Genomic DNA, 19,435 nt, shown 5'->3' on the forward strand with positions numbered 1-19,435 from the left:
TGCCAGTGAAGAAGATCACACGCGACACCAGGGGTGTCTACATCATCGCGGCGACGCCGTTCAAAGACGACGGGTCGCTCGATCTGGAAAGCGCCGACCGGATGGTGGATTTCTATCTGAGCCACGGCGTCAATGGCATGACGATCCTGGGCATGATGGGCGAAGCGAACAAACTGACCGAGGACGAGTCGCGCCTCTTCGCCTCCCACGTGTTCAAGCGCGTGGCAGGCACCATCCCTGTCGTCGTCGGCGTGTCGGGCGCCGGCATAGACAACCTCAGGAGCCTTGCCCAATTCTCCATGGACGAAGGGGCTGCCGGCATCATGGTAGCGCCAACACCCGGCCCGGCGGTAGAAGATCGCATATTCAATTATTTCGGCCAGGTGTGCGAGGCAGTCGGAGCCGACGTGCCGATCTGCTTCCAGGATTTCCCGCAAGCGACCGGCGTGCCTGTTTCGTCGAACACGATCCTCACCCTGACGCGCCGTCATCCACAGATCGTGATGCTCAAACATGAGGATTGCCCCGGCCTCGCCAAGATAGAGGCGGTGCGGAATGGGACTGGCACGACCGATACCCCGCGTATGTCCATCCTGTGCGGCAATGGCGGCCTCTACCTCCCCCTCGAACTACAGCGCGGCGCAGACGGCGCCATGACCGGCTTCGCCTATCCCGAAATGCTGGTCCAGGTTGTAGCCCGGCATGCCGCCGGCGATGTCGCCGGTGCAGAAGATATGTTCGACGCCTACCTGCCTATCCTGCGCTACGAGCAACAGTTGAATTTCGGACTGGCCGCCCGAAAGGAAATCCTGCGCCGCCGTGGGGCCATAGCTTCAGCGTTCGTACGCAAACCCGGTCCAAGGCTCTCGGACGGCGACCACGCCGACATAGGCCATCTTATGCTCCGTACTGCCGCCAGCGTGGAGAAGCTCGCCCATGCAGCTTGAACTCGAAGGAAAGCGCGCGCTGGTCCTTTCTTCCACCCGCGGCCTCGGTCTCGGCATTGCGAGGGCACTGGCTGCGGAAGGAGCCCATGTGCTGCTTTGCGGCCGCAGCGAACCTGCAGGTGTTGTTCACGGGCAGTCCGAATTCATTCGCGCCGATCTTGCAGACCCTGACTTCGCGGCTAAGGTTACCGAGGCCGCGAACGAAAAACTCGGTGGTGTCGACATCCTCGTCAACAACACCGGCGGGCCGCCGCCCGGAACGGCCTCCGCTCTGTCCGCAGCGGTGCTAGGCGAGCAGTTTTCGACAATGGTCCGCTCTATCATCGAGACGACGGGCAAGGTGTTGCCGCAGATGCGGGAGCGCAACTGGGGACGTGTGCTGACGATCGCATCGTCTGGCGTCTTGCAGCCTATACCCAATCTCGCCGCGTCTAATGCCTTGCGCTCTGCTCTTGTCGGCTGGTCGAAGACGCTGGCGTCGGAAGTGGCGGGCGAGGGTGTGTGCGTCAACGTATTGGTGCCGGGCCGTATTGCGACTGAGCGCCTTGACGAACTTGATGCGTCCGCCGCCGCACGGCAAGGCAAGAGCATCGACGAGGTGCGGACGCAATCGCGCGCAACCATTCCCATGGGCCGTTACGGCGACGTGCGGGAGTTCGCCGCCGTGGCGACATTTCTTTGCTCCGGGCAAGCAAGCTACATTACCGGAACAGTTGTACGCTGCGACGGCGGGTTGATCAGGGCTGTCTAAAGGGTTGTGTGTAAGCGTCCAGTTGGGGCCGTTCAGTTGGCGGGATGGTTCCAGGGCAGGAGTTTGTCGATCTCGCGGTTCGGCCAGTTGGCGGCAATGCGCTGAAGGGTCAGGGCGAGCCAGGCGGATGGATCGACGCCATTCATCTTTGCGGTCTGCAGAAGTGTGGCGATCGTCGCCCATGTCTGGCCACCGCCGTCAGATCCGGCGAACAGAGCATTCTTGCGGGTGATCGTTTGCGGGCGGATCGCGCGCTCGACGGCGTTGCTGTCGATATCGAGACGGCCGTCATGCAGGAAGCGCTCGAGAGCCCCCCGGCGGCTTCTGGCATAGCGGATCGCCTCGGCGAGTTTCGACTTGCCGGGGATGCGGGCCAGTTCCTTTTCCCAGAATGGCCAGAGTTCGGCGACGATTGCGGCGGATCGTTCCTGACGTGCGGCGCAGCGAAGATCAGGATCATGGCCCCGGATTCTTTCCTCGATCTTCCATAGCTTGGCCATCCGCTCGACGGTTTCGCCCGCCACATGCGAGACGCCGGACACGTGCAATTCGTAGAACTTGCGTCTCAGATGCGCCCAACACGCCGCGAGCCGCAGCGGCCCGCCGGCGCGCTTGGCTTCCGTGAGCCGGTTATAGGCGCCCCATCCGTCAACCTGGAGTAATCCGGTGTAGCCTGAGAGATGGCGCTCCACGCAGTCGCCGCCGCGGCCGTTCTCGAACCGGTAAGCGACCATGGGCGGCGCCGCGCCGCCAAAGGTTCGATCGTCCCGCGCGTAGGTCCATAGCCAGGCCGTCTTCGTCTTGCCGGAGCCCGGCGATAATGTCGGCAGCGTCGTCTCGTCGGCATAGACCCGCTCGCCCTCCTTGATCAGCGCCAGGACGCGGTCGGCCAGCGGCGTCAGATGAAAGCCGACATGACCATCCAGTTGGCCATGGAGTTGCGGCTGATCTCGACGCCGTCACGGGCGTAGATTCCTTCCTGGCGATAGAGCGGCAGGCCGTCGGCATATTTGGAGACGGCAACGTGGGCGAGCAGCGCCTCGCTTGGCACGCCGCTGTCGACGAGATGGCTGGGAGCCGGCGCCTGCGACACGCCTTCCTTGCAGTGGGAGCAGCCATATTTGGGCCGGCGGGTGACGATCACGCGGAACTTCGCCGGCGTCACGTCGAGCCGCTCGGAGACGTCTTCGCCGATCTGCACTGGCTTGCAGTTACCGCAGCCACAGGCGATGGCCTCCGGCTCGATGACGACCTCGACGCGCTCCAGATGCGCCGGGAATACCTTGCGTGGTCGAGCGGCACGTCGCCGTTCGCTTGCTGGTTTCGCTGCTTCAAGCTCGGCCTCGATCAGGCCGAGCCCGGTCTGAACCTCGTCGAAAGCGAATGCCTGCTGATCCGCATCGAGCCTCTCGGAGCTGCGGCCGAACCGGGCACGCTCCAACTGCTTGATGATCGCATGAAGATTGGCGATCCGTCCTTCGGCGCGCTCGTTGACCGTAGCCAGCCGGGCGATCTCGGCCTTGAGTTCCGCCGTTTCATCGCGCAGCTCCGTCCTTTCCGACACGATGTCGACGAGCATTGCCTTCAGCGTGTCGACATCATCGGGAAGGGCAAAAGCGCTGCTCGTCATGACGCCGACAGAAGCACATTTTACCCAATTTTGGGTCCGGTTTCTGCCGCCTGAGTCACTTCGCCACGGCCTATCCGACCGAGGTCGGGCGCCGTTTTAGCTCGGCCCGAACGCGCGTCCAGTCCATGCCCTCGATGAGCGCCATCAACTGCGGCGCGGCGAGCCGGATCACGCCGTTCTCGATCCGTGGCCAGCGGAACTTGTCCTCATCCAGCCGCTTGGCGAACAGGCAAAGGCCAGACCCGTCCCACCATACGATCTTCACGCGGTCAGCGCGTTTTGCCCGGAAGACGTAAAGCGCGCCGGAGAACGGATCGGCACCGGTGTCGCGCACCAGTGCAGCCAAACCGTCGGGACCTTTCCTGAAGTCGACCGGACGCGTCGCCACATAGATCTTGGCTCCCGTGGGGATCATGCCGACCGCACGGCGCGGATCGCCTCCGTCAGAAGGGCTGGAGCAACATCGCTTCCCACCCGGATCGTCGCATCGCCAATGACGATTTCCAGACCGACCGCGCGAGCGCCATGCTCGCGCGTGACTTCCACCGGTGCGAAGCTCTGCGCCACTGGCTCCGACCCGCGCGTCAGGACAACAAGCTCGCCGGAGCGGATCGCCTTGCGTCGCCAGGCGAACACCTGCTGCGGGCTCACGTCATGCGTCCTCGCCACCGCCGAGACATTCGCGCCTGGCGCCAGCGCCGCTTCCAGAATCCGCGCTTTCGCCTCGGCAGACCAACGGCGGCGCAGCAACGGCGGACTCTCGTCAAGCCGGCTCGCTACCGCCTCGATGACTGCAAACGTATCAAGTCTGGACTTGGGTGCAGACTGCAAACAAACCTCCCGTGAAGAATCATCACGAGAGTGTCGCCGCCTTCATCGATCAGCGAAACACGGGGGCGGATTGGCGCTTACGGTTGTGTCGCAAATTTTCCACCAGCCATTTGCCGGCGCCATAGATCTTCAGCTCGGTGCTGTCGCCCAAAACATGAATGGAGCTGCCCGCCACATGCTGTCGGTGGTTGCTTCTGCCAGATGGCTTCCAGGTTCAAAGTAGCGCGGCTGGCCACCACGCGTCTTGCGACGCGGGGCGGCCCAACCGATAAGAGCTTCCGGCGTGACCCAAACGGTCAAACTGCCACGGCGGCAAAGGCCGGCCTCATATTCCGCCCAGTTCGTCACTTTGAACTTCATTTTACCGATGCGATGACGGCGGTCGGCGTTATGTTTGTGTGGCATGCTGGTTCATTCAAGCTGGTGGGATCTCAGCCGAATAAGCAAAAATCGTTGAAATCTTATTCGTGCACCAACGCTCACTTTTGACAATCAAACGATAAAACCAGCCTTACCATACTCTACGGCTGGACAAATGGGTCGCTTCATCGCAAGCCCTGTGCTTCGCCACCTAAACGTACAAAGTCGAGCTTAGGGCTTCAAGAAGCGATGATAAACGTTCAAGACCGACGTCGAACCTGACGAGCTCTCCGCCGCCGACCCCTAGGCGAATGTGGGCTGGCTCATCATAGGCAGTGCCCGGGATGAGGAACGTCCGGTAGGGTGCCGCGAGCAATTTCCTAGCAAATTGTTCCCCATCGAGTGCCAGATGCAATCTTGCGAGGCCGATTAGGCCTCCCTGCGGGCGGATCCAGGAAAGGAAGGGTTGTGCCTCGATGAACTGGTCTAGTCGTTCCAGATTTGCCGATCCTTCGCGACGCGCCGACGCGATGGCGGTGGAGTACCGTTCTGGCCGCATGGCGATCTCGGCGATTACCTCGCCCATGATATTCATGATTTCGCTTGAGTTCTCGCGAAGGATAACAGCGTCAAGCACCACATCGCGGTCGCGGCAGACCAGCCAACCTGTCCGAAGGCCCTGCAAACCCAAGGCCTTGGAGACACTACCCGTGGTGATGCCGCGTTCATAGATGCCGGCGATGGATGGGCGGCGTTCGCCCTCCCATTCAAGACCGGCGTAGACCTCGTCAACGACAAGGTAGGCGCCATGGTGTGAAGCGATCGAAGCAATTTCACAAAGCTCAGCCGCGGATAGCAACTGTCCGGTCGGATTGTTGGGATTTGTGAGGAAAATAAGCTTCGTTCGCGATGAGACGGCATCGCGGAGTTGGTCCATCGGGAAGCGCCAGCCATCCGCCTCGGCTCGGGAGAGCGTCCGAGTGGAGACTTCCAGCGCCTTGGCCATGACGGCGGCCTGTGGCCAGCCAGGCGTTTCGATGACGAACTCGTCACCTGGCTGCAGCAATTGACGCATCACCAGATAGTTCGCCTCTGCGGCACCCGCAGTGATCAAGACATCATCAACCGCGCAGGCATCTGTCAGCCCTGCTTCTCGCAGAACGTGCGCTCTGAGTTCCGGCAGACCCTGAAACGATCTGTTGTTCCAGTCCAGCGGCATTTCGGGATCAAGATCATCCAAGAAGGCACCGAGCTTGGGGGGGCTCGCTAGCGACAGCCCTAGGACTGCTTCGGGTTTATGAACGGTCGTGTCCAGAAGATACTCAAAAAGCTTGTGTATTTCTACTTTCATGCTATCATGCCAAATATTGTCTCTTTTACTGTGAGGGTATAAATCTTGATATTGCCACAATACATGTATGATTCTCCAGTAAAGCTATTCGTATTGGACTTCGGATTGTTCAAAGTCCATTCCAATGGTCGCGTTATCGGCATTTGTGGATACCTGATTGAGACAAGGACGGGGCGACGCATTCTGGTAGATACAGGGTTCCCGGCCAAATATGCCTATGACATCGCCAAGGCCTCCGAAGAAGACAACCTCGGTGATTTCGGTGAGGTTATAGCGCTGACCGAGGCTAACCTTCCTGCTGGCCAGCTGGCGTGCATCGGTCTCTCGCCAGCCGATATCGATTGCCTCGTGATGACGCATACGCATATCGACCACGTTGGCGGCATCGCGGACTTTCCACGTGCGCCCCTGGTTATTGGGGCTGAGGAACGCAGTCTTCCTCGACCCCTATACTGGAAAGGGGGGCAACCTCTTGAGTGGCCAGATGTCGAAACGATCGTTGTGTCGAAAGACCTTGACTTGTTCCCCGGCGTACGCTTGCTCACGACGCCTGGCCATAGCCCTGGGCATCTGTCATTGCTGGTCAGTCTACCGAACACGGGACAGGTTCTGCTAACCGCTGACGCCATATCGCGTCCGGCCGAAATCGAAGGGCGCTTCGCAGGATCCTGGAACGAGGAAATGGCGATTGAAAGTGCCGAGCGAATTCTTAGGATAGCAAAATCTTGCAATGCTTTCGTCATCTATGGACACTCTCCCGAACAATGGCCGACCTTGCGCAAGGCACCCCAATTCTACGACTGACGGGGCAGTCTGCTTATCGGACGTCGCGGCCCTGATTGAGAATGATGACATTGCCGCTAGCAATGTCGCCGGCAGGTGAAATCAGGAATCCGACCCACGCAGCGACTTCCTCGGGCCGCATGGCGCGACCATGCGGCATGGCTGCGATGGCCTTGTCCAGTACGCTCTTTGAAAGAACCCCGAACAGCGGCGTCTCGGTCATGGCCGGTGCTATCGAATTGACGCTGATTTGTTCGCGCGCATAGCGCCTTGCAAGGTCCTTTGTCAGCGTATCGAGCGCTGCTTTGCTGGCGCGATAGTGTGGCGGGTCGAAAACATCAAAATTGTAGGCGCCGTTGGAGGAGATGTTCACGATCTTCTTGACGCCTGGCTGCGATCGCATGCGCCGTACCGCCTGCTGGCAGCAATGAAAAGCTCCATTGAAGTTGATCGTCATCTGACGGTCGAGTTCGTCTCCGGTAATGTCAGGAAACTCGCCCATGAAGCAGGTTCCGGCATTATTGACGAGCGCCGCAATCTCTCCCATTTCGCGATCAACCTGTTCGAAAGCCGAAGCGATGGCTTGTGGATCCGTCAGGTCGCAACCGATAGGCTGGAAATTTCCCCCTCGGCTTTCTACCTGCTCCTTTACGTGGTCAAGGCCCGGCAGATCGATGTCGAAACCAGCAACACGATATCCTCTCCCGACCAGCTCTGCGACGATCGCCCGTCCCATGCCCCCGGCAGCGCCGGTAACAATTGCAGTTGCGGCTTCCGAAGGTTGCACCATCTTCATGTGACCTTTGCCTTCTGTTTGAAACGCGGCTCATCCCAACTTCCTGTCTTGATGACATCTCCGATCTGTTCTGCCGCGTGGTGGATATCGGCAAAACGGAGATAAAGCGGGGCAAAGCCGAAGCGCATGATGTCGGGGGCTCGGAAATCACCGATGACGCCGCGCGCTATGAGCGCTTGAACAATTGCATAGCCCTCGGGATGGCGGAATGAGACCTGGCTTCCGCGAACACCCGCATCGCGGGGCGTCGCGAGTTCAAGGCCTTCGCAATTTGCCTCGACCGCAGCGATGAAGTAGTCGCACAATTGCTGTGACTTAACGCGAAGGCTAGCCAGGTCAACTCCGTCGAAGGCGTCGAGGGCAGCGTCAAACGCTACTAGCGAGAGGATAGGAGGCGTTCCTGATGTCATGCGGGCAATGCCATCGGCGGGAACAAAACCGGGACTGAAGGCGAATGGTTCCAAATGGCCCATCCATCCTGCAATCGCAGGCGCAATCTCCGGCAGGTGCTTCTCGGCCACGAAAAGAAAGGCCGGGGCACCGGGCCCGCCATTCAGATATTTGTACCCGCAGCCAATGGCGAAATCCGCCCTTGCGCCGGTCAAGTCGACCGGAAATGCTCCCGCGCTGTGAGCCAGGTCCCAGATCGCCAAAGCCCCGCAGGCGTGGGCGTGCGCCGTCATCGCACCCATGTCATGCATGCGGCCAGTCCGATAATCAACCTCGGTCAACATAAAAGCCGCGACCGTATCGTCGATCGCGGCTTCGATCTGGTCGAACTGTACCGGCTTTATTTCATAACCGCGATCAAGAAGCCGGGCTAGGCCATCCGCCACATAAAGATCGGTCGGGAAATTGGCCACATCGGTGATCACCACCTTGCGCTCCGGCCGCAGCGACAGAGCAGCCGCGAGCACCTTGAAAAGATTGACCGACGTCGAATCGCAAACCGCGACGCTGTCCGCCGGCGCGCCGATGAGACGCGCAATCTTGCCGGCAGCGCGCGCCGGGAGATCAATCCACCCCGCATCGTTCCAACCGCGCACAAGGGAGCGGCCCCATTCCACCTCAACGGCTTCCCGCATTCGCATGGGAACCGAGGCGGGGAGCGGACCCAGGGAATTGCCGTCGAGGTAGACGACATTTTCGTCATCGGGGAGCCTGAAGCGGGCACGAAAGCCCGCCAAGACGTCGTTTCTATCCAGTTCATCGCACGTGTGCTGTGATCGAAATGCCAAGACGTGCCCCTCGCGAGATTGAAAAATGTAATCGAGTCATATCAAGATTATACTGGATTTCAAGGATTATATGTAATATGGCAAATGTTATGGAAAGTGGCACGCCCGCTGTTGTGTTGAAAACCGAGAGTGCTTTTGAGGCGCTGCGGCAAGATATTATCAGCGGGCTCCTGGCCCCAGGACGCCCTCTGCGAATGGCCGCGCTGCAGGAACGTTATGGATTTGGCGCGACGCCGTTGCGGGAAGCCCTTTCGCGCCTTGAAGAAAAGCGGATGGTCGTTCTTGCCCCCAACAGGGGCTATACCGTCGCACCCGTATCGCTCGCCGAACTCGAGGATCTCGGTCAAGCCCGCGAGGCAATCGAATGCGCTCTGCTGAAGGATGCGATCGAGCGCGGCGACACTGACTGGGAAGCGCGGATAGTTGCGTCACACTACCAGCTGTCACGATGTCCGATGCCGATCGGAAGCGACGACGTTGAGATACGATTGCGCTGGATCGAGACGCACGACGGCTTTCACCGCAGTCTTACGGCGGCCGCTGGCTCCTCGTGGTTAAAGTCCTACCAAGAACAGACACTGGAGCAGTTGCAGCGCCACTATCAGGCCCTGCTGTTTCACCCTGATGCGGTCAATCCCGAGCGACCGCATCACCACGACGTTGAAACAGAAGGTATGCTCAGGGATGTGCTCGCTCTCGCTCCACACAGCGATATCATGAGTGCTACCCTCGACAGAGATACGCAGCGTGCGGTGACGCTTCTGCGTCGGCACATACAACTTGCGTTGCAACTCCATCGCGAGATTGCAAGACGCCTCCCTAATGGGAAGGCCTTCACGACTGCCGCGTGAGCAGACCAGGAAATCAACGGGAGGAAAGAAGTGAATAGAATTTTGACAGCCGCGCTTGGGGTACTGGTGATGGTCGCTGTTCCCGCACGAGCCGACACCCTTCAAGTAGGTGCCTATCCGTCTAATCCGCCTTGGGAATTCAAGAATGAGCAGAGCCAGTTCGAAGGATTCGAGGTGGACCTCGTCAAGGAGATCGGCAAACGCCTCGGTGCCGATATTGAATTTCAAGACCTGGGCTTCCAGGCGCTGTTTGCCGCCGCCAGCTCCGGGCGTATCGACATGGCGATTTCTACGATCACCATCACCGATGAACGGCTTCAGAGCCAGGCGTTTACGCAGGGCTATTATGACAGCGATCTTGCGCTGATCTCAACCCAGGACAGCGCCGTCAAAACGATGGGCGACATGAAGGGCAAGACTGTTGGCGTGCTCTCGTCGTCGATCGCGGAAAAGTGGGCGAACCAGAACAAGGACAAGATCGGCTTTAGCGATATCCGGGGATATCCCGAACAGCAGAACCTGTTGCTGGATGTCCAGACCGGCCGCCTGGACGGCGCTGTCGGCGATATCGCGGGCTTCCAGTATGCCTTCCAGAAAATTCCAAGCCTGCATGTGCTTGAGCGCATCGCGACCGGCGACCGCTTTGCGATCATGCTCCCAAAGAATTCAAAGAACTTGGAGCGTGTGAACGACGCTGTCACTGCCCTCAAGGAGGACGGCACCCTTGCGAAACTTCACGTGAAATGGCTTGGGGTACCCGCTGATCCAGAAACGTCGACGGTAAAGGTACTCGATTTGCCGCATGTGAAATAGATTTGGACCGGAGGCGTAGCCCTAACTCCGCCTCCGCCCTTTTTTAGCAGACAGGACTTCGAATGCCGGGTTTCCTAGAAACATTCCTGAACCCGGAGGTTTTTGTCCGCGTTCTTCCTATGCTCTTGAAAGGCGTCACCAACACCGTAATGCTCGCGGTTTCTACGATCGTTGGTGGTAGCATTGTCGGCGTTGCTCTTTGCCTCGCGCGTCTATATGGCCCGCGTTGGCTGCGAATACTCGCGATCCTCTACGTGGACATTTTTCGATCGCTGCCGATTCTTGTCGTGCTGATCCTGATCTACTATGCGTTGCCGTTTTTAGGACTACGCCTGAACGCATTCTTAGCAGCGACAATAGCCCTTGGCCTCGTATTCTCATCGTTCACCTGTGAGGTGCTGCGAGCAGCCATCCAATCGATCCACAGTGGGCAGTTCGAAGCTTCACTGGCCCTTGGCATGCCGTTTTGGGTTACGATCTATAAAATTATCCTGCCACAAGCGTTCCGTATCGCAATACCACCCCTCACCAGTAATGCGGTCGCCATCGCCAAGGACACTTCCCTGGCATCCGTCGTGGCAATGCCTGACTTGCTGAAGCAGGCCACGGACGCTCAGGCACTTACCGCGAACCCGACACCGCTCATCGCTGCTGCCCTAATGTACTTGATCGTACTATGGCCGCTGGTACGGCTCGTCTCATTTCTTGAGTGGCGCTACCGATCCGCTGGTCGCTAAAATATTATCACACACACACGAGCGCGGTGAGGGGCCATTCGCGCTTGCGTTCGTGGCTTCGTCGGCATGATGCTGCTGATCGCCGAGCCGCCGAGGATGTTGAACGAACAGGGCGGTGGTGCCAATAGGCTTGTGGTCGTTCTTCATCGTGCCGCGGCGTCCCGGCCTCACCGGCAAGCCCGGTTTTTGGCTGGGGCACGGATAATGACTGCCTGACGGTGCATCACCGTGTAGTGGAAGGGTTTGATGCGGCTGAAAAAAACACTGCGAGCGTCGCCGACTCTTTGTCGATATGATCTTTCAGTTCGGAGGTTCGGAGTCCAGTATCCGCTCCGAAAGCGCCTTCCTCAGATCCTCCAGCGAGTCGGTCGCCGGGCGAGCGCTCTCAACCTCGTCACCGCGATTTTGTTTTGAAATACCACTCGACCGATGCGGAACGAGTTCCGCTTTGAAAACAGACGATTTTAGCTGCCGCTTAATAAACGACCCTCCCGCCGAATGGCGGGTTAGGCGTCACCCGCATCGATCAGAATCTGCTTCCATATAGCCGTCTCGTCGAAAAGGGTGAATTCACGCCGCAGCCCCCAAGGTCCCCACTCCGCGTGGGTGATTCCCATCACATGGACCATGGCGCCGGTAGGTGGCCCGAAGGCGCCGGTCCCTTCATGGCGTCCGGTCATACTCCACCGGACCGCAGCGCGCGGAGGCTGATTGGGGTCTTCGCGGCCGATGACATGATGGACCTCGAAGTGCGAAGAAGGGAAAGCGCAACGCAACCTCATCCATTCCGTCTCGGCAAAACTGCGACCCCAGCCACCGCGAAGCCCAGGGTGTTCCGAGCGAACGGCGCGATCGTACGTCTTGGCAATCACACTAAGGTCTTTGTTCATTATGGTGGTGAGTAAATCCGCTAGCTTGTTACCCCATTCATTGTCGTTGCCTCTGGCAGCATATCGTCCCTTGATGTCGTTGTCCGGAGAGAAGGGCCGGTTGGCTCTTTCCGAGCCACCTTCGGATGCGATCTGCCGCCGCACGAAATCGACCGGGTCTAATCCAAGCTGAAGAAGCAGTCCGGATCCGTCACGAACGAGCCATTCGTCGTAGATCGCGTTCGACTTGGCTGCGCAGTCCGCGATCGCACGGATCGTCATGCGCTTGCCAGTCGGCGGCCCGTAGATGCCGTACCCGGTGTGAGTTCCAGAGCTGACGATCCGGTGCGATGATAGGTATCCGGCTTCATCATCACCACTCCATATGACGTCTTCACCAAGGAGTTCGCGGTCGGGGAATTCCGCGATGGTAGCGAGGGTGCCATCAATCACAGCCTCGTTGCCGCGAACGATTCCGGAAGGCATGCGCATGATGACGTCTGGCGCATAATAGTCGTAGAGCGTGGTTAGTTTCCGCCCCTCCCATATCTCCTCCGTGATTTTCAGTATGTAGTCTGGGAAGTCTCGAAACTTGGGATCAAAGTTCTTCATTGCGATTCTCAAATTGGTTCAGGTGCCGGTCGTTCACCGGAGTCGTAGGCTTCCCATCCCTCGCCATCAAAGACGTCCCGACCGAGTTGCAGCAGAACGGACGCGAAGTCCACGAAGACTGGATTGTCCTTGATGCGGCCGTCCTTGACGTGCCAAAAATCCATATAGGGAATACGGACCCGTTTTCCAGTCGCCGGGATACCCATGAACCTGCCATGGTGTGTTGCCTCCAGGATGCCAAAACATGCCGCCCAATCGCCGTCGGCGATGAACTTCTCGGTTTTGTAAACCCGGTCCTTGAACGCTGCGCGGATCGGGAGCTGCCAGTTCTTTCGGAACTCCTGAAGTCCGTGTTTGATGCCGCACCCGACATTGCCGCGCCAGGTGAAGTCCTCGTGGAAGTGAAGCTGAGTTTCGTTGTAGGCACGTCCAAGTCCATCTTCCATATCGCGCACAATGCGCAACGTCTCGGTGGACCGGGCGGCATGTTCTTCTGTTGTTGCCATGTGTTAACTCCTGCGCTGCGATGAGATGAGGTGTATTAACCTTTGACGGCCCCGGCTGTCAGCCCGTCGACGATGCGACGCTGGAACGCAAGAATAAGGATCAGGAGCGGAACGATCATGGAAACTGTCGCCGCGACAGCGAACATCAGCTTGCCTGCGTGTTGCTCACTGCCAAGAAAGGCAGCGGTTGCCGGAACCATGGTCTGGTTGCTTTCGGGCAGGAGCAGGGTGCACACGACATAGTCACTGTAGCCGACCAGGAAGCTGAAGATGCCGGTCGTGACCACGCCTGGCCACATGACCGGCATGATGGCTAGACGGAACGCTTGGAACCGGGAGCATCCGTCGACAAGCGCGGCCTCGTCCAGATCGCGCGGAACCGTGAGAAAGAATGAATGCAACAGCCAGAGCGTAAACGGCTGGTTCAGAGCCACGAGAACAATTGCGGCGGTGGGCAACCGCCCCCAAAGATTCAATTTGAAGAACGGAAACAAATAGCCTGAGATCAGCGAGAGCCCGGGCATTGCCCGGAAGATGAGAGCCGCGATCAGGATCCAGAAAGCGTAGCGGCTGGTTGAACGGGCAAGCGCGTAGCCGCCCAGCGTGCCGAAGGTCAGAGAGATTACCGTCACAGTGACCGTAACGATGACCGAATTGATGGCAGGTCGCCAGAACTGTTGATCGATCCATAGGTCACGATAATTCTGGAATGTATAGGAGTGCCCGCTAAAAGCCAGCGTATGCGGCCCCAACAAAGCGTCCTTCCAGCCGCCATACGAGAAGAAATCCGCTTCGAGCTTGAAACTACCCCAGATCGTCCAGATGAAAGGGAAGGCCGCGCAGAGGATCCAAACGAGTATGAAGGCACTGGCCAAAATCACCAGCGGGCGGGAGGGTCTGAGGGCGCGAGAGGACATCTTTTATCCCTTCGCCCTGAAGGTGAACCAGGAGCGGATCATGGAAGGGGTCATCAGTATGGCGATGCAAACAATGGTCAGCATGGAAGTGGCAGCGGCCGATCCGTAGAGTGGTGTGCTGCCGTTGACGAGATCCTTGAATATGAGGGTGGAAAGCGACGACGCCTGGGCCGTAGCCGAGAAGGCGACGATTGATTCGAAAACGCGAACATTGTCCATGATCAGGACCAGGGTAAGGAAGATAGCGATAGGCCTGAGATGTGGAAAGACTACGAAACGCAGGCGTTGCCAGCGTGAGGCACCGTCGACGATTGCAGATTCCAACGTATCCTGAGGAACCGTCTGCAAGGCGGCATAGAATACGATGAAGACGAAAGGGGCCGAATTCCAAGCGCCGTGGAAGAATAGGACAAGCCAGCTCAGCGTCGTCGAGGCCTTCAGGGACAGATCCGGATTTCCCGTCATGTAGATCAGCGCCGCGCCAATCAGCCCACGGGCGTCGATCATCCAAAACAGCACCAGCGCACCGAGAAAAGCTGGAACAAGCATTGGTAGCAAAGTGAAGTAGGTGATCACCCCACGCAGCTGCTGGGGCAGTGCGTTCAGCGCCAGCGCGATCAGAAGCCCCAGCCAAAGGGAAAGCGGCGTGACGACGAATGTGTATGCGAGCGTGAAAGTGAGGGCTCTGTAGAAGTGGAGGTCGGCGATTCTTGCGATTGCGTTGCCCCAACCGCTCGACGAATGCCAAATCTCCGCAATATCAGCGAAAGCGAGATGGGCGGAATTCGTGTAAGTGGCTAGGCCGTTGAACCGCCCCATCGGATTGGCTTGGTTCAGTTTTAGCGTCGCCTGCGCGTCCACTCTCGTTTCGGTCTTGCATCCCCCGAATGGGTCGCAGGCTTCAGTCTGAACGAGAACACGCGGATTTTCCACATAGAACGATTGAAATGCCGACGAGAATATCGGTATTGCAATAAACAGAAGCATCGCCGCCATGGAGGGAAGCATGAAAGTGAAAAACGTCCTGTGAGGCATCCTGATCCTCTTCGACCCGGTATGCCGCCCTTCTGGGCGGCACACCATTTGAGCTACGTCGACTTTAGTTTATGAAGCCCGCCGAACTCGCGGCGGTCGTATATGCCTTCTGCGCATCCGAGATTGCCTGCTCGGCGCTCTCCTTGCCTTGGATGAACTTGCCAATTTCAACGCCCAGCGCGTTGTGCAGAAGATCCATATAGGGGACTGCCGGATAGCCTGGCGCGCCGCCCTTTATCGATGCCACAATTCCTTCGGCGTTGTCCGTTGGCTTGTATCCTTCGATCAGCCAGACGGAATCGGTGGGATGCTTCTTGACCATTTCGGGCGAGATACCGTGCAGCATTGCTCGGAAAGATGCCTCCGCATCAGCGTCGGAAATATTCTTTGCGATGGTGAAACCGTCCCACCAGACCATGGTCGCCGGCGTGGCGCCGCCGCCAAATGTGGGAGCCGCTGCCAGCCGCGTATCCTTGGCGATCTCGGGTGTGGGGCTTTGGCCGGGCAATACCTGGGCGGCGCTCGATCCCCACATATTCATCATCGCGACTTGTCCCGCATTCCATTTCGGACGGAAGACGTCCGAATCATAGGTCAGGTAATCCGGCCCGATATAGGGGACCATCTCCTTCATCAAATTCAGGGTCTGGGTTGCCTTCGCCATGTCGATTGCAGGCCGCGCGCTACCCTCTTCGAAAAGGGTACCACCCAAGCCGCCATAGTAAAGATCGAGGAATTCTTCAGCGATATCCCAGTCGGGGAGGAAGGACATCGCCAAGGGCTGCTTCATGATGCCCTTGTCGTGGATCGTCTTCGCAGCGGCCAAAACTTCTTCGTACGTTTTCGGAACCTCGACGCCAGCCTCCTTCAACACGCTCTCTCGATAGAAGAAATGTTGCGCGTTGGCCATGAAGGCGATCGCCATCGTTTTGCCGCCGATCTTGATGAGCTGGTTCGGCTTTAATTGCTGCCCGTACTTGGCAACGAGATCGTCAAGGGGGCGGACGAGATCGGCAGACAGCAGCGGGCTGATCGATCCGTTCGCCACGACCACGACGGAGTATTTCGCGGGACTTGCGGTCAGGGCCGCTACCATGAGATCAGCAAACTGCTTGTTGTGGTTCTTGGTGATCTTGACGTCGGCGCTGGCGCATTCCTCGGCGGTGGAAACCACCGTGCGAATAGATTTGAAGTCGTTCGCGAGAATATTCACCGAGCCCGCCGAGATACCACAGTCGGCAAAGGCATTCGATGTCAGCAGAGCCGCATATACAGCCGAAACGGCTAACAGACGCTTCATGGGGAAATCTCCTATTTGTTCCCTGCGGCCGGCGTTCCGATCGTGATCAACGGTTTCATGTCAAGGCCGCTGAAGGCAACAAAACATTATTCGCATACGTTTGCAAACCCTAATTGCATACGTTTGCAAATTTGACTATACGATCTCACCCGCAGAGATAAAGGAGCGGACAAGTGATGGATTTTCAGGCGGCGAAGAACCTCGTAAGGGAACACCACAGGGCAATTGCCGATGCCTCAGCGGAGACTATCGCCCAAGCTTTGGAGCGCCATACCGCCGATGACTGGCATTGGCGGGGGATGCATCCGTTCCATGAGCAGCGCGGCGCAGCTGCCGTCGCGAAGGCCTTCTGGTCGCCGTACCTGACAGCGATGACTCGCTTGCAGCGTCGCCCTGACATTTTCATGGCAGGACTGAACCAGATAGATGATTTCAAGTCGGTCTGGGTCGTGTCCATGGGACACCTGATGGGACTGTTCGACAAGCCGTGGCTGGGAATCCGCCCATCTGGCAAGATATCGATGATGCGCTATGTCGAGTTTAACCGCGTGGAAGATGGACGCATCCTCGAAACCGCGATGTTCTTCGACATCCCCCAGGTGATGATCCAGGCGGGCCAGAATCCGTTCCCGCCTGAAACGGGTGCGCATCTGGTGCAACCTGGGCCGGCAACGCATGAGGGCTTGATGTACGGCTCGCAGGAACCCGATACAGGCCAAGCGACCTTACGGGCGATCAATGCGATGCTGCAGGACATGGGCTCCACCGACCGTAGCCGCGGCATAGAGGGTTATGCGGAGGAACTCGCGCGAACCTGGAACGACGACATGATCTGGTGGGGGCCGGCCGGCATTGGCGCGACTTACACCATCCGCCGCTACATCCGCCAACATTCCGGACCATTCAGGATCGCGCTTTCAAAAGGCTATCGATTCAACGGCCATCTTTGCCGCATGGCGGAAGGACATTTCGGCGGCTTCTTCGGTTGGGCGAATTTGACGCTTTCCAACGCTGGAGGCTACATGGGAATGACCGCCAGTCCCAATCCGGCCGACATGCGCGTCGTCGATCTCTACCGCGAAGAGAACGGCAAGTTGTCAGAGAACTGGATATTCATCGACATTCTTCACTACCTAAATATGCAGGGCCTCGATGTTCTCGCAAGAATGGGAGAACTCGCAAATCCGTCATTTGAAGGATGAGCGGGCGTGTGTCGGTAGGCTGGGGTCTTCGGGAAAAGATCGGAAGGTGGTGAATGATGGTTGCGTCATCGACCTTTGATTTCGTTATCGTCGGAGCAGGGGCCGCCGGTTGCGCCGTCGCGAGCGGATTGATCGATCGCAAAGCCGGATCGGTTCTGATCGTTGAGGCGGGTCCCCCAGATAGCGGGATGCTTGTAACGGCGCCACTGGGCCTCGTCTGGCTCATGGGCGGGAAGCGGGACTGGAAGTATCGCTCCGCTCCCCAGTCGGCTCTTGGGGGACGGCGGCTCAAGATCCCGCGCGGCCGGATGCTGGGCGGCTCTTCTTCGATAAACTCAATGGTTTGGTTCCGCGGGCGGCGTGACGATTTTGACAACTGGGACGTGGATGGTTGGCGCTGGTCGGACGTCGAGCCGGCGTTCCAGGCGATCGAAGAGCGAATGCGACCTAGCCGTTTAGCTGATCCGCATCCGCTCAGCGAAGCGCTTCAGTCAGTCCTTGGAAACAATGGAACCGCCCCCCCAACTCCGGAATATGAGAGCGCCGGGATCTTCCATTTCAACATGCGCCGAGGGCGGCGCTGGTCGGCCGCCGATGCGTTTTTGAGGCCTGCTCGGGCAGGGGGTCTGGAGGTTTTGACGGATCGGCAGGTTGATCATATTGAGTTCGTGGACCGCAAGGCAAGCGCCATCGTTCTTTCCGATGGTTCGACCATTCGTGCCAGAAAGGGGATTGTGCTATCTGCCGGTTCGATCGGATCGCCTGAAATTCTGCTGCGATCAGGCGTCGGTCCGGCAGACGATCTGGAGAGCGCTTGCATCAGGGTCGTGGCGGACGCCGACGGAGTCGGCAGGAACCTTCAAGATCACCCAGCCGTCGGCATTCACTATGTCGGCGCGCGCTCGGGCTATGGGCCTACCGTGCGTCAGGTTCCGCTTTGGGTTGCCGCACCTTTTCGATATCTTACGTCAGGCACCGGGCCGATCGGTTCCCCCACCGTTGAGGCCGGCGCCTTCTTCAATGCACGCAATGATGGTGGGCCGCCGGACATTCAAGTTCACTTCCTTCCCTTTATGATGGGGTGGCGCAACAGGCTAATCGTCCCGGGTTCGGGCTATTTTAGCGATGTGTGCGTCTGCCGCCCGCGCTCCCGCGGCTCCGTCCGGCTTACCAACCGTGGGCTTGAGATCGATCTCGGCCTGTTCACCGATCCTGCCGATCTTGATCTTCTGGTTGCTGGATTCAGGCGGCTGCGCCAATTGATGGAGGAGGCGCCGTTCGGTTCGTATCGCGGCCTCGAAGCCTTCCCGGGCGTCGATAAAGTGCGCTCAGACGAAGAAATTCGGCAACATGTTCTCGACACAGCGGGCACCGCGTATCATCCGGTCGGAACGTTGAGAATGGGCGAAGGGCCAGCACCAGTGACGCCTAGGCTAGCAATGAAGGGCGTCTCTGGTTTGTGGGTGGCCGACGCATCAGTGATGCCGCAACTCACGTCCGCCAACACCAACGCGCCGTCGATTATGATTGGCCACAGGGCTGCCGGAATGATTGCCGAGGATGCGGGCTAGACGGATACAAGCTCACGGAGAATTAGACATTCAAGCGGACTTGCCGATTTGCGCGCCGTGATCGAAAGGTTATTGACGAGTACAACTTGGATGTTGCGGAGATCGACGACATTCTTCAGCAGAGGCGTTGGAGAGTGTCGCACAGTACGGACCATCACGCGCTTGTCGATGCCGGCTGCCGTGAGTGTCGAGCGTCAAGCCTGACAGAGAACCTGCATATAGATTGATGCGGCTCCGTCGCGACCGAGAAACAGCCAATCCTTCGGCTTTGCCGGCCGTCGGCAGATCCGAAAATAGGCGAAACCTTCACGGATGTCGGCATCGCCAAGCGTCCC

18 protein-coding genes and 2 pseudogenes are annotated in these 19,435 nt (G+C 58.6%); 8 read left to right on the forward strand and 12 right to left on the reverse strand.

What is annotated here, in order from left to right; genetic code table 11:
- The first annotated feature begins 5 nt into the window (after nt 1-5).
- A complete protein-coding gene (locus tag GA829_RS33145; RefSeq protein WP_258052405.1) occupies nt 6-947 on the forward strand; it encodes a dihydrodipicolinate synthase family protein in 942 nt (313 codons plus the stop codon).
- Nucleotides 937-1,698: an SDR family oxidoreductase gene (locus GA829_RS33150; protein WP_195180045.1), complete on the forward strand. Its 762-nt coding sequence runs from the start codon at nt 937-939 to the stop codon at nt 1,696-1,698. The genes GA829_RS33145 and GA829_RS33150 overlap by 11 nt, the downstream gene beginning before the upstream one ends.
- 32 nt (nt 1,699-1,730) lie before the next feature.
- Here the strand turns inward: GA829_RS33150 and tnpC are convergent.
- The 5 genes and pseudogenes from tnpC to GA829_RS33175 form a co-directional block, all read right to left on the reverse strand.
- A pseudogene (gene tnpC / locus GA829_RS33155) lies at nt 1,731-3,328 on the reverse strand (IS66 family transposase).
- Between the two features lie 70 nt (nt 3,329-3,398).
- Complete coding sequence (gene tnpB / locus GA829_RS33160) at nt 3,399-3,743, reverse strand: IS66 family insertion sequence element accessory protein TnpB (protein WP_195180046.1); 345 nt, start codon at nt 3,741-3,743, stop codon at nt 3,399-3,401.
- A complete protein-coding gene (tnpA, locus tag GA829_RS33165; protein WP_195180047.1) occupies nt 3,740-4,159 on the reverse strand; it encodes an IS66-like element accessory protein TnpA in 420 nt (139 codons plus the stop codon). Before tnpA ends, tnpB begins: the two co-directional genes overlap by 4 nt.
- A gap of 97 nt (nt 4,160-4,256) precedes the next feature.
- Nucleotides 4,257-4,564, reverse strand: a pseudogene (locus GA829_RS37675) (IS5/IS1182 family transposase); the annotation flags it as partial.
- Between the two features lie 166 nt (nt 4,565-4,730).
- A complete protein-coding gene (locus GA829_RS33175) occupies nt 4,731-5,870 on the reverse strand; it encodes a pyridoxal phosphate-dependent aminotransferase (RefSeq protein WP_195180048.1) in 1,140 nt (379 codons plus the stop codon).
- Nucleotides 5,871-5,915: 45 nt separating this feature from the next.
- On the opposite strand from GA829_RS33175, the gene GA829_RS33180 reads away from it, so the two are divergent.
- Nucleotides 5,916-6,674 (forward strand): N-acyl homoserine lactonase family protein, encoded by a 759-nt coding sequence (locus GA829_RS33180; RefSeq protein ID WP_258052406.1) that lies wholly within the window; start codon nt 5,916-5,918, stop codon nt 6,672-6,674.
- 13 nt (nt 6,675-6,687) lie between these two features.
- Here GA829_RS33180 and GA829_RS33185 read toward each other — a convergent pair whose 3' ends face one another.
- Together GA829_RS33185 and kynU are read right to left on the reverse strand one after the other, a co-directional pair.
- Nucleotides 6,688-7,449, reverse strand: a complete 762-nt coding sequence (locus tag GA829_RS33185) for an SDR family NAD(P)-dependent oxidoreductase (RefSeq protein WP_258052407.1) — start codon at nt 7,447-7,449, stop codon at nt 6,688-6,690.
- Nucleotides 7,446-8,654, reverse strand: coding sequence for a kynureninase (gene kynU, locus GA829_RS33190; RefSeq protein WP_258052427.1), 1,209 nt, complete (start codon nt 8,652-8,654; stop codon nt 7,446-7,448). Before kynU ends, GA829_RS33185 begins: the two co-directional genes overlap by 4 nt.
- 122 nt (nt 8,655-8,776) lie before the next feature.
- Between kynU and GA829_RS33195 the strand changes: the two genes are divergently transcribed.
- The 3 genes from GA829_RS33195 to GA829_RS33205 all read left to right on the forward strand — a co-directional run bounded on the left by GA829_RS33195 (nt 8,777) and on the right by GA829_RS33205 (nt 11,088).
- Nucleotides 8,777-9,538 (forward strand): GntR family transcriptional regulator, encoded by a 762-nt coding sequence (locus GA829_RS33195; RefSeq protein ID WP_258052428.1) that lies wholly within the window; start codon nt 8,777-8,779, stop codon nt 9,536-9,538.
- 30 nt (nt 9,539-9,568) lie between these two features.
- Nucleotides 9,569-10,351 carry an ABC transporter substrate-binding protein gene (locus GA829_RS33200; RefSeq protein WP_258052408.1) on the forward strand — a complete coding sequence of 261 codons (783 nt, stop codon included), beginning with the start codon at nt 9,569-9,571 and terminating at the stop codon, nt 10,349-10,351.
- Nucleotides 10,352-10,413: 62 nt separating this feature from the next.
- Nucleotides 10,414-11,088, forward strand: a complete 675-nt coding sequence (locus tag GA829_RS33205; protein ID WP_195180051.1) for an amino acid ABC transporter permease — start codon at nt 10,414-10,416, stop codon at nt 11,086-11,088.
- 506 nt (nt 11,089-11,594) lie between these two features.
- Here GA829_RS33205 and GA829_RS33210 read toward each other — a convergent pair.
- From GA829_RS33210 to GA829_RS33230, 5 genes are all read right to left on the reverse strand, one after another.
- A complete protein-coding gene (locus GA829_RS33210) occupies nt 11,595-12,569 on the reverse strand; it encodes a nuclear transport factor 2 family protein (RefSeq protein ID WP_195180052.1) in 975 nt (324 codons plus the stop codon).
- A gap of 8 nt (nt 12,570-12,577) precedes the next feature.
- Nucleotides 12,578-13,075 carry an ester cyclase gene (locus GA829_RS33215; RefSeq protein ID WP_195180053.1) on the reverse strand — a complete coding sequence of 166 codons (498 nt, stop codon included), beginning with the start codon at nt 13,073-13,075 and terminating at the stop codon, nt 12,578-12,580.
- Nucleotides 13,076-13,110: 35 nt separating this feature from the next.
- A complete protein-coding gene (locus GA829_RS33220) occupies nt 13,111-13,992 on the reverse strand; it encodes a carbohydrate ABC transporter permease (RefSeq protein ID WP_195180054.1) in 882 nt (293 codons plus the stop codon).
- A 3-nt stretch (nt 13,993-13,995) separates the two neighbouring features.
- A complete protein-coding gene (locus tag GA829_RS33225) occupies nt 13,996-15,027 on the reverse strand; it encodes a carbohydrate ABC transporter permease (protein WP_195180055.1) in 1,032 nt (343 codons plus the stop codon).
- A gap of 64 nt (nt 15,028-15,091) precedes the next feature.
- Nucleotides 15,092-16,327 (reverse strand): ABC transporter substrate-binding protein, encoded by a 1,236-nt coding sequence (locus tag GA829_RS33230; protein ID WP_195180056.1) that lies wholly within the window; start codon nt 16,325-16,327, stop codon nt 15,092-15,094.
- A 176-nt stretch (nt 16,328-16,503) separates the two neighbouring features.
- Here GA829_RS33230 and GA829_RS33235 point away from each other — a divergent pair, with 176 nt between their 5' ends.
- A complete protein-coding gene (locus GA829_RS33235; protein ID WP_195180057.1) occupies nt 16,504-17,529 on the forward strand; it encodes a nuclear transport factor 2 family protein in 1,026 nt (341 codons plus the stop codon).
- A 53-nt stretch (nt 17,530-17,582) separates the two neighbouring features.
- Nucleotides 17,583-19,100 carry a GMC family oxidoreductase gene (locus GA829_RS33240; protein ID WP_195180058.1) on the forward strand — a complete coding sequence of 506 codons (1,518 nt, stop codon included), beginning with the start codon at nt 17,583-17,585 and terminating at the stop codon, nt 19,098-19,100.
- The last annotated feature ends 335 nt before the right edge of the window (nt 19,101-19,435 follow it).

The organism is Mesorhizobium sp. INR15, assembly GCF_015500075.1.
Taxonomy (GTDB): domain Bacteria; phylum Pseudomonadota; class Alphaproteobacteria; order Rhizobiales; family Rhizobiaceae; genus Mesorhizobium.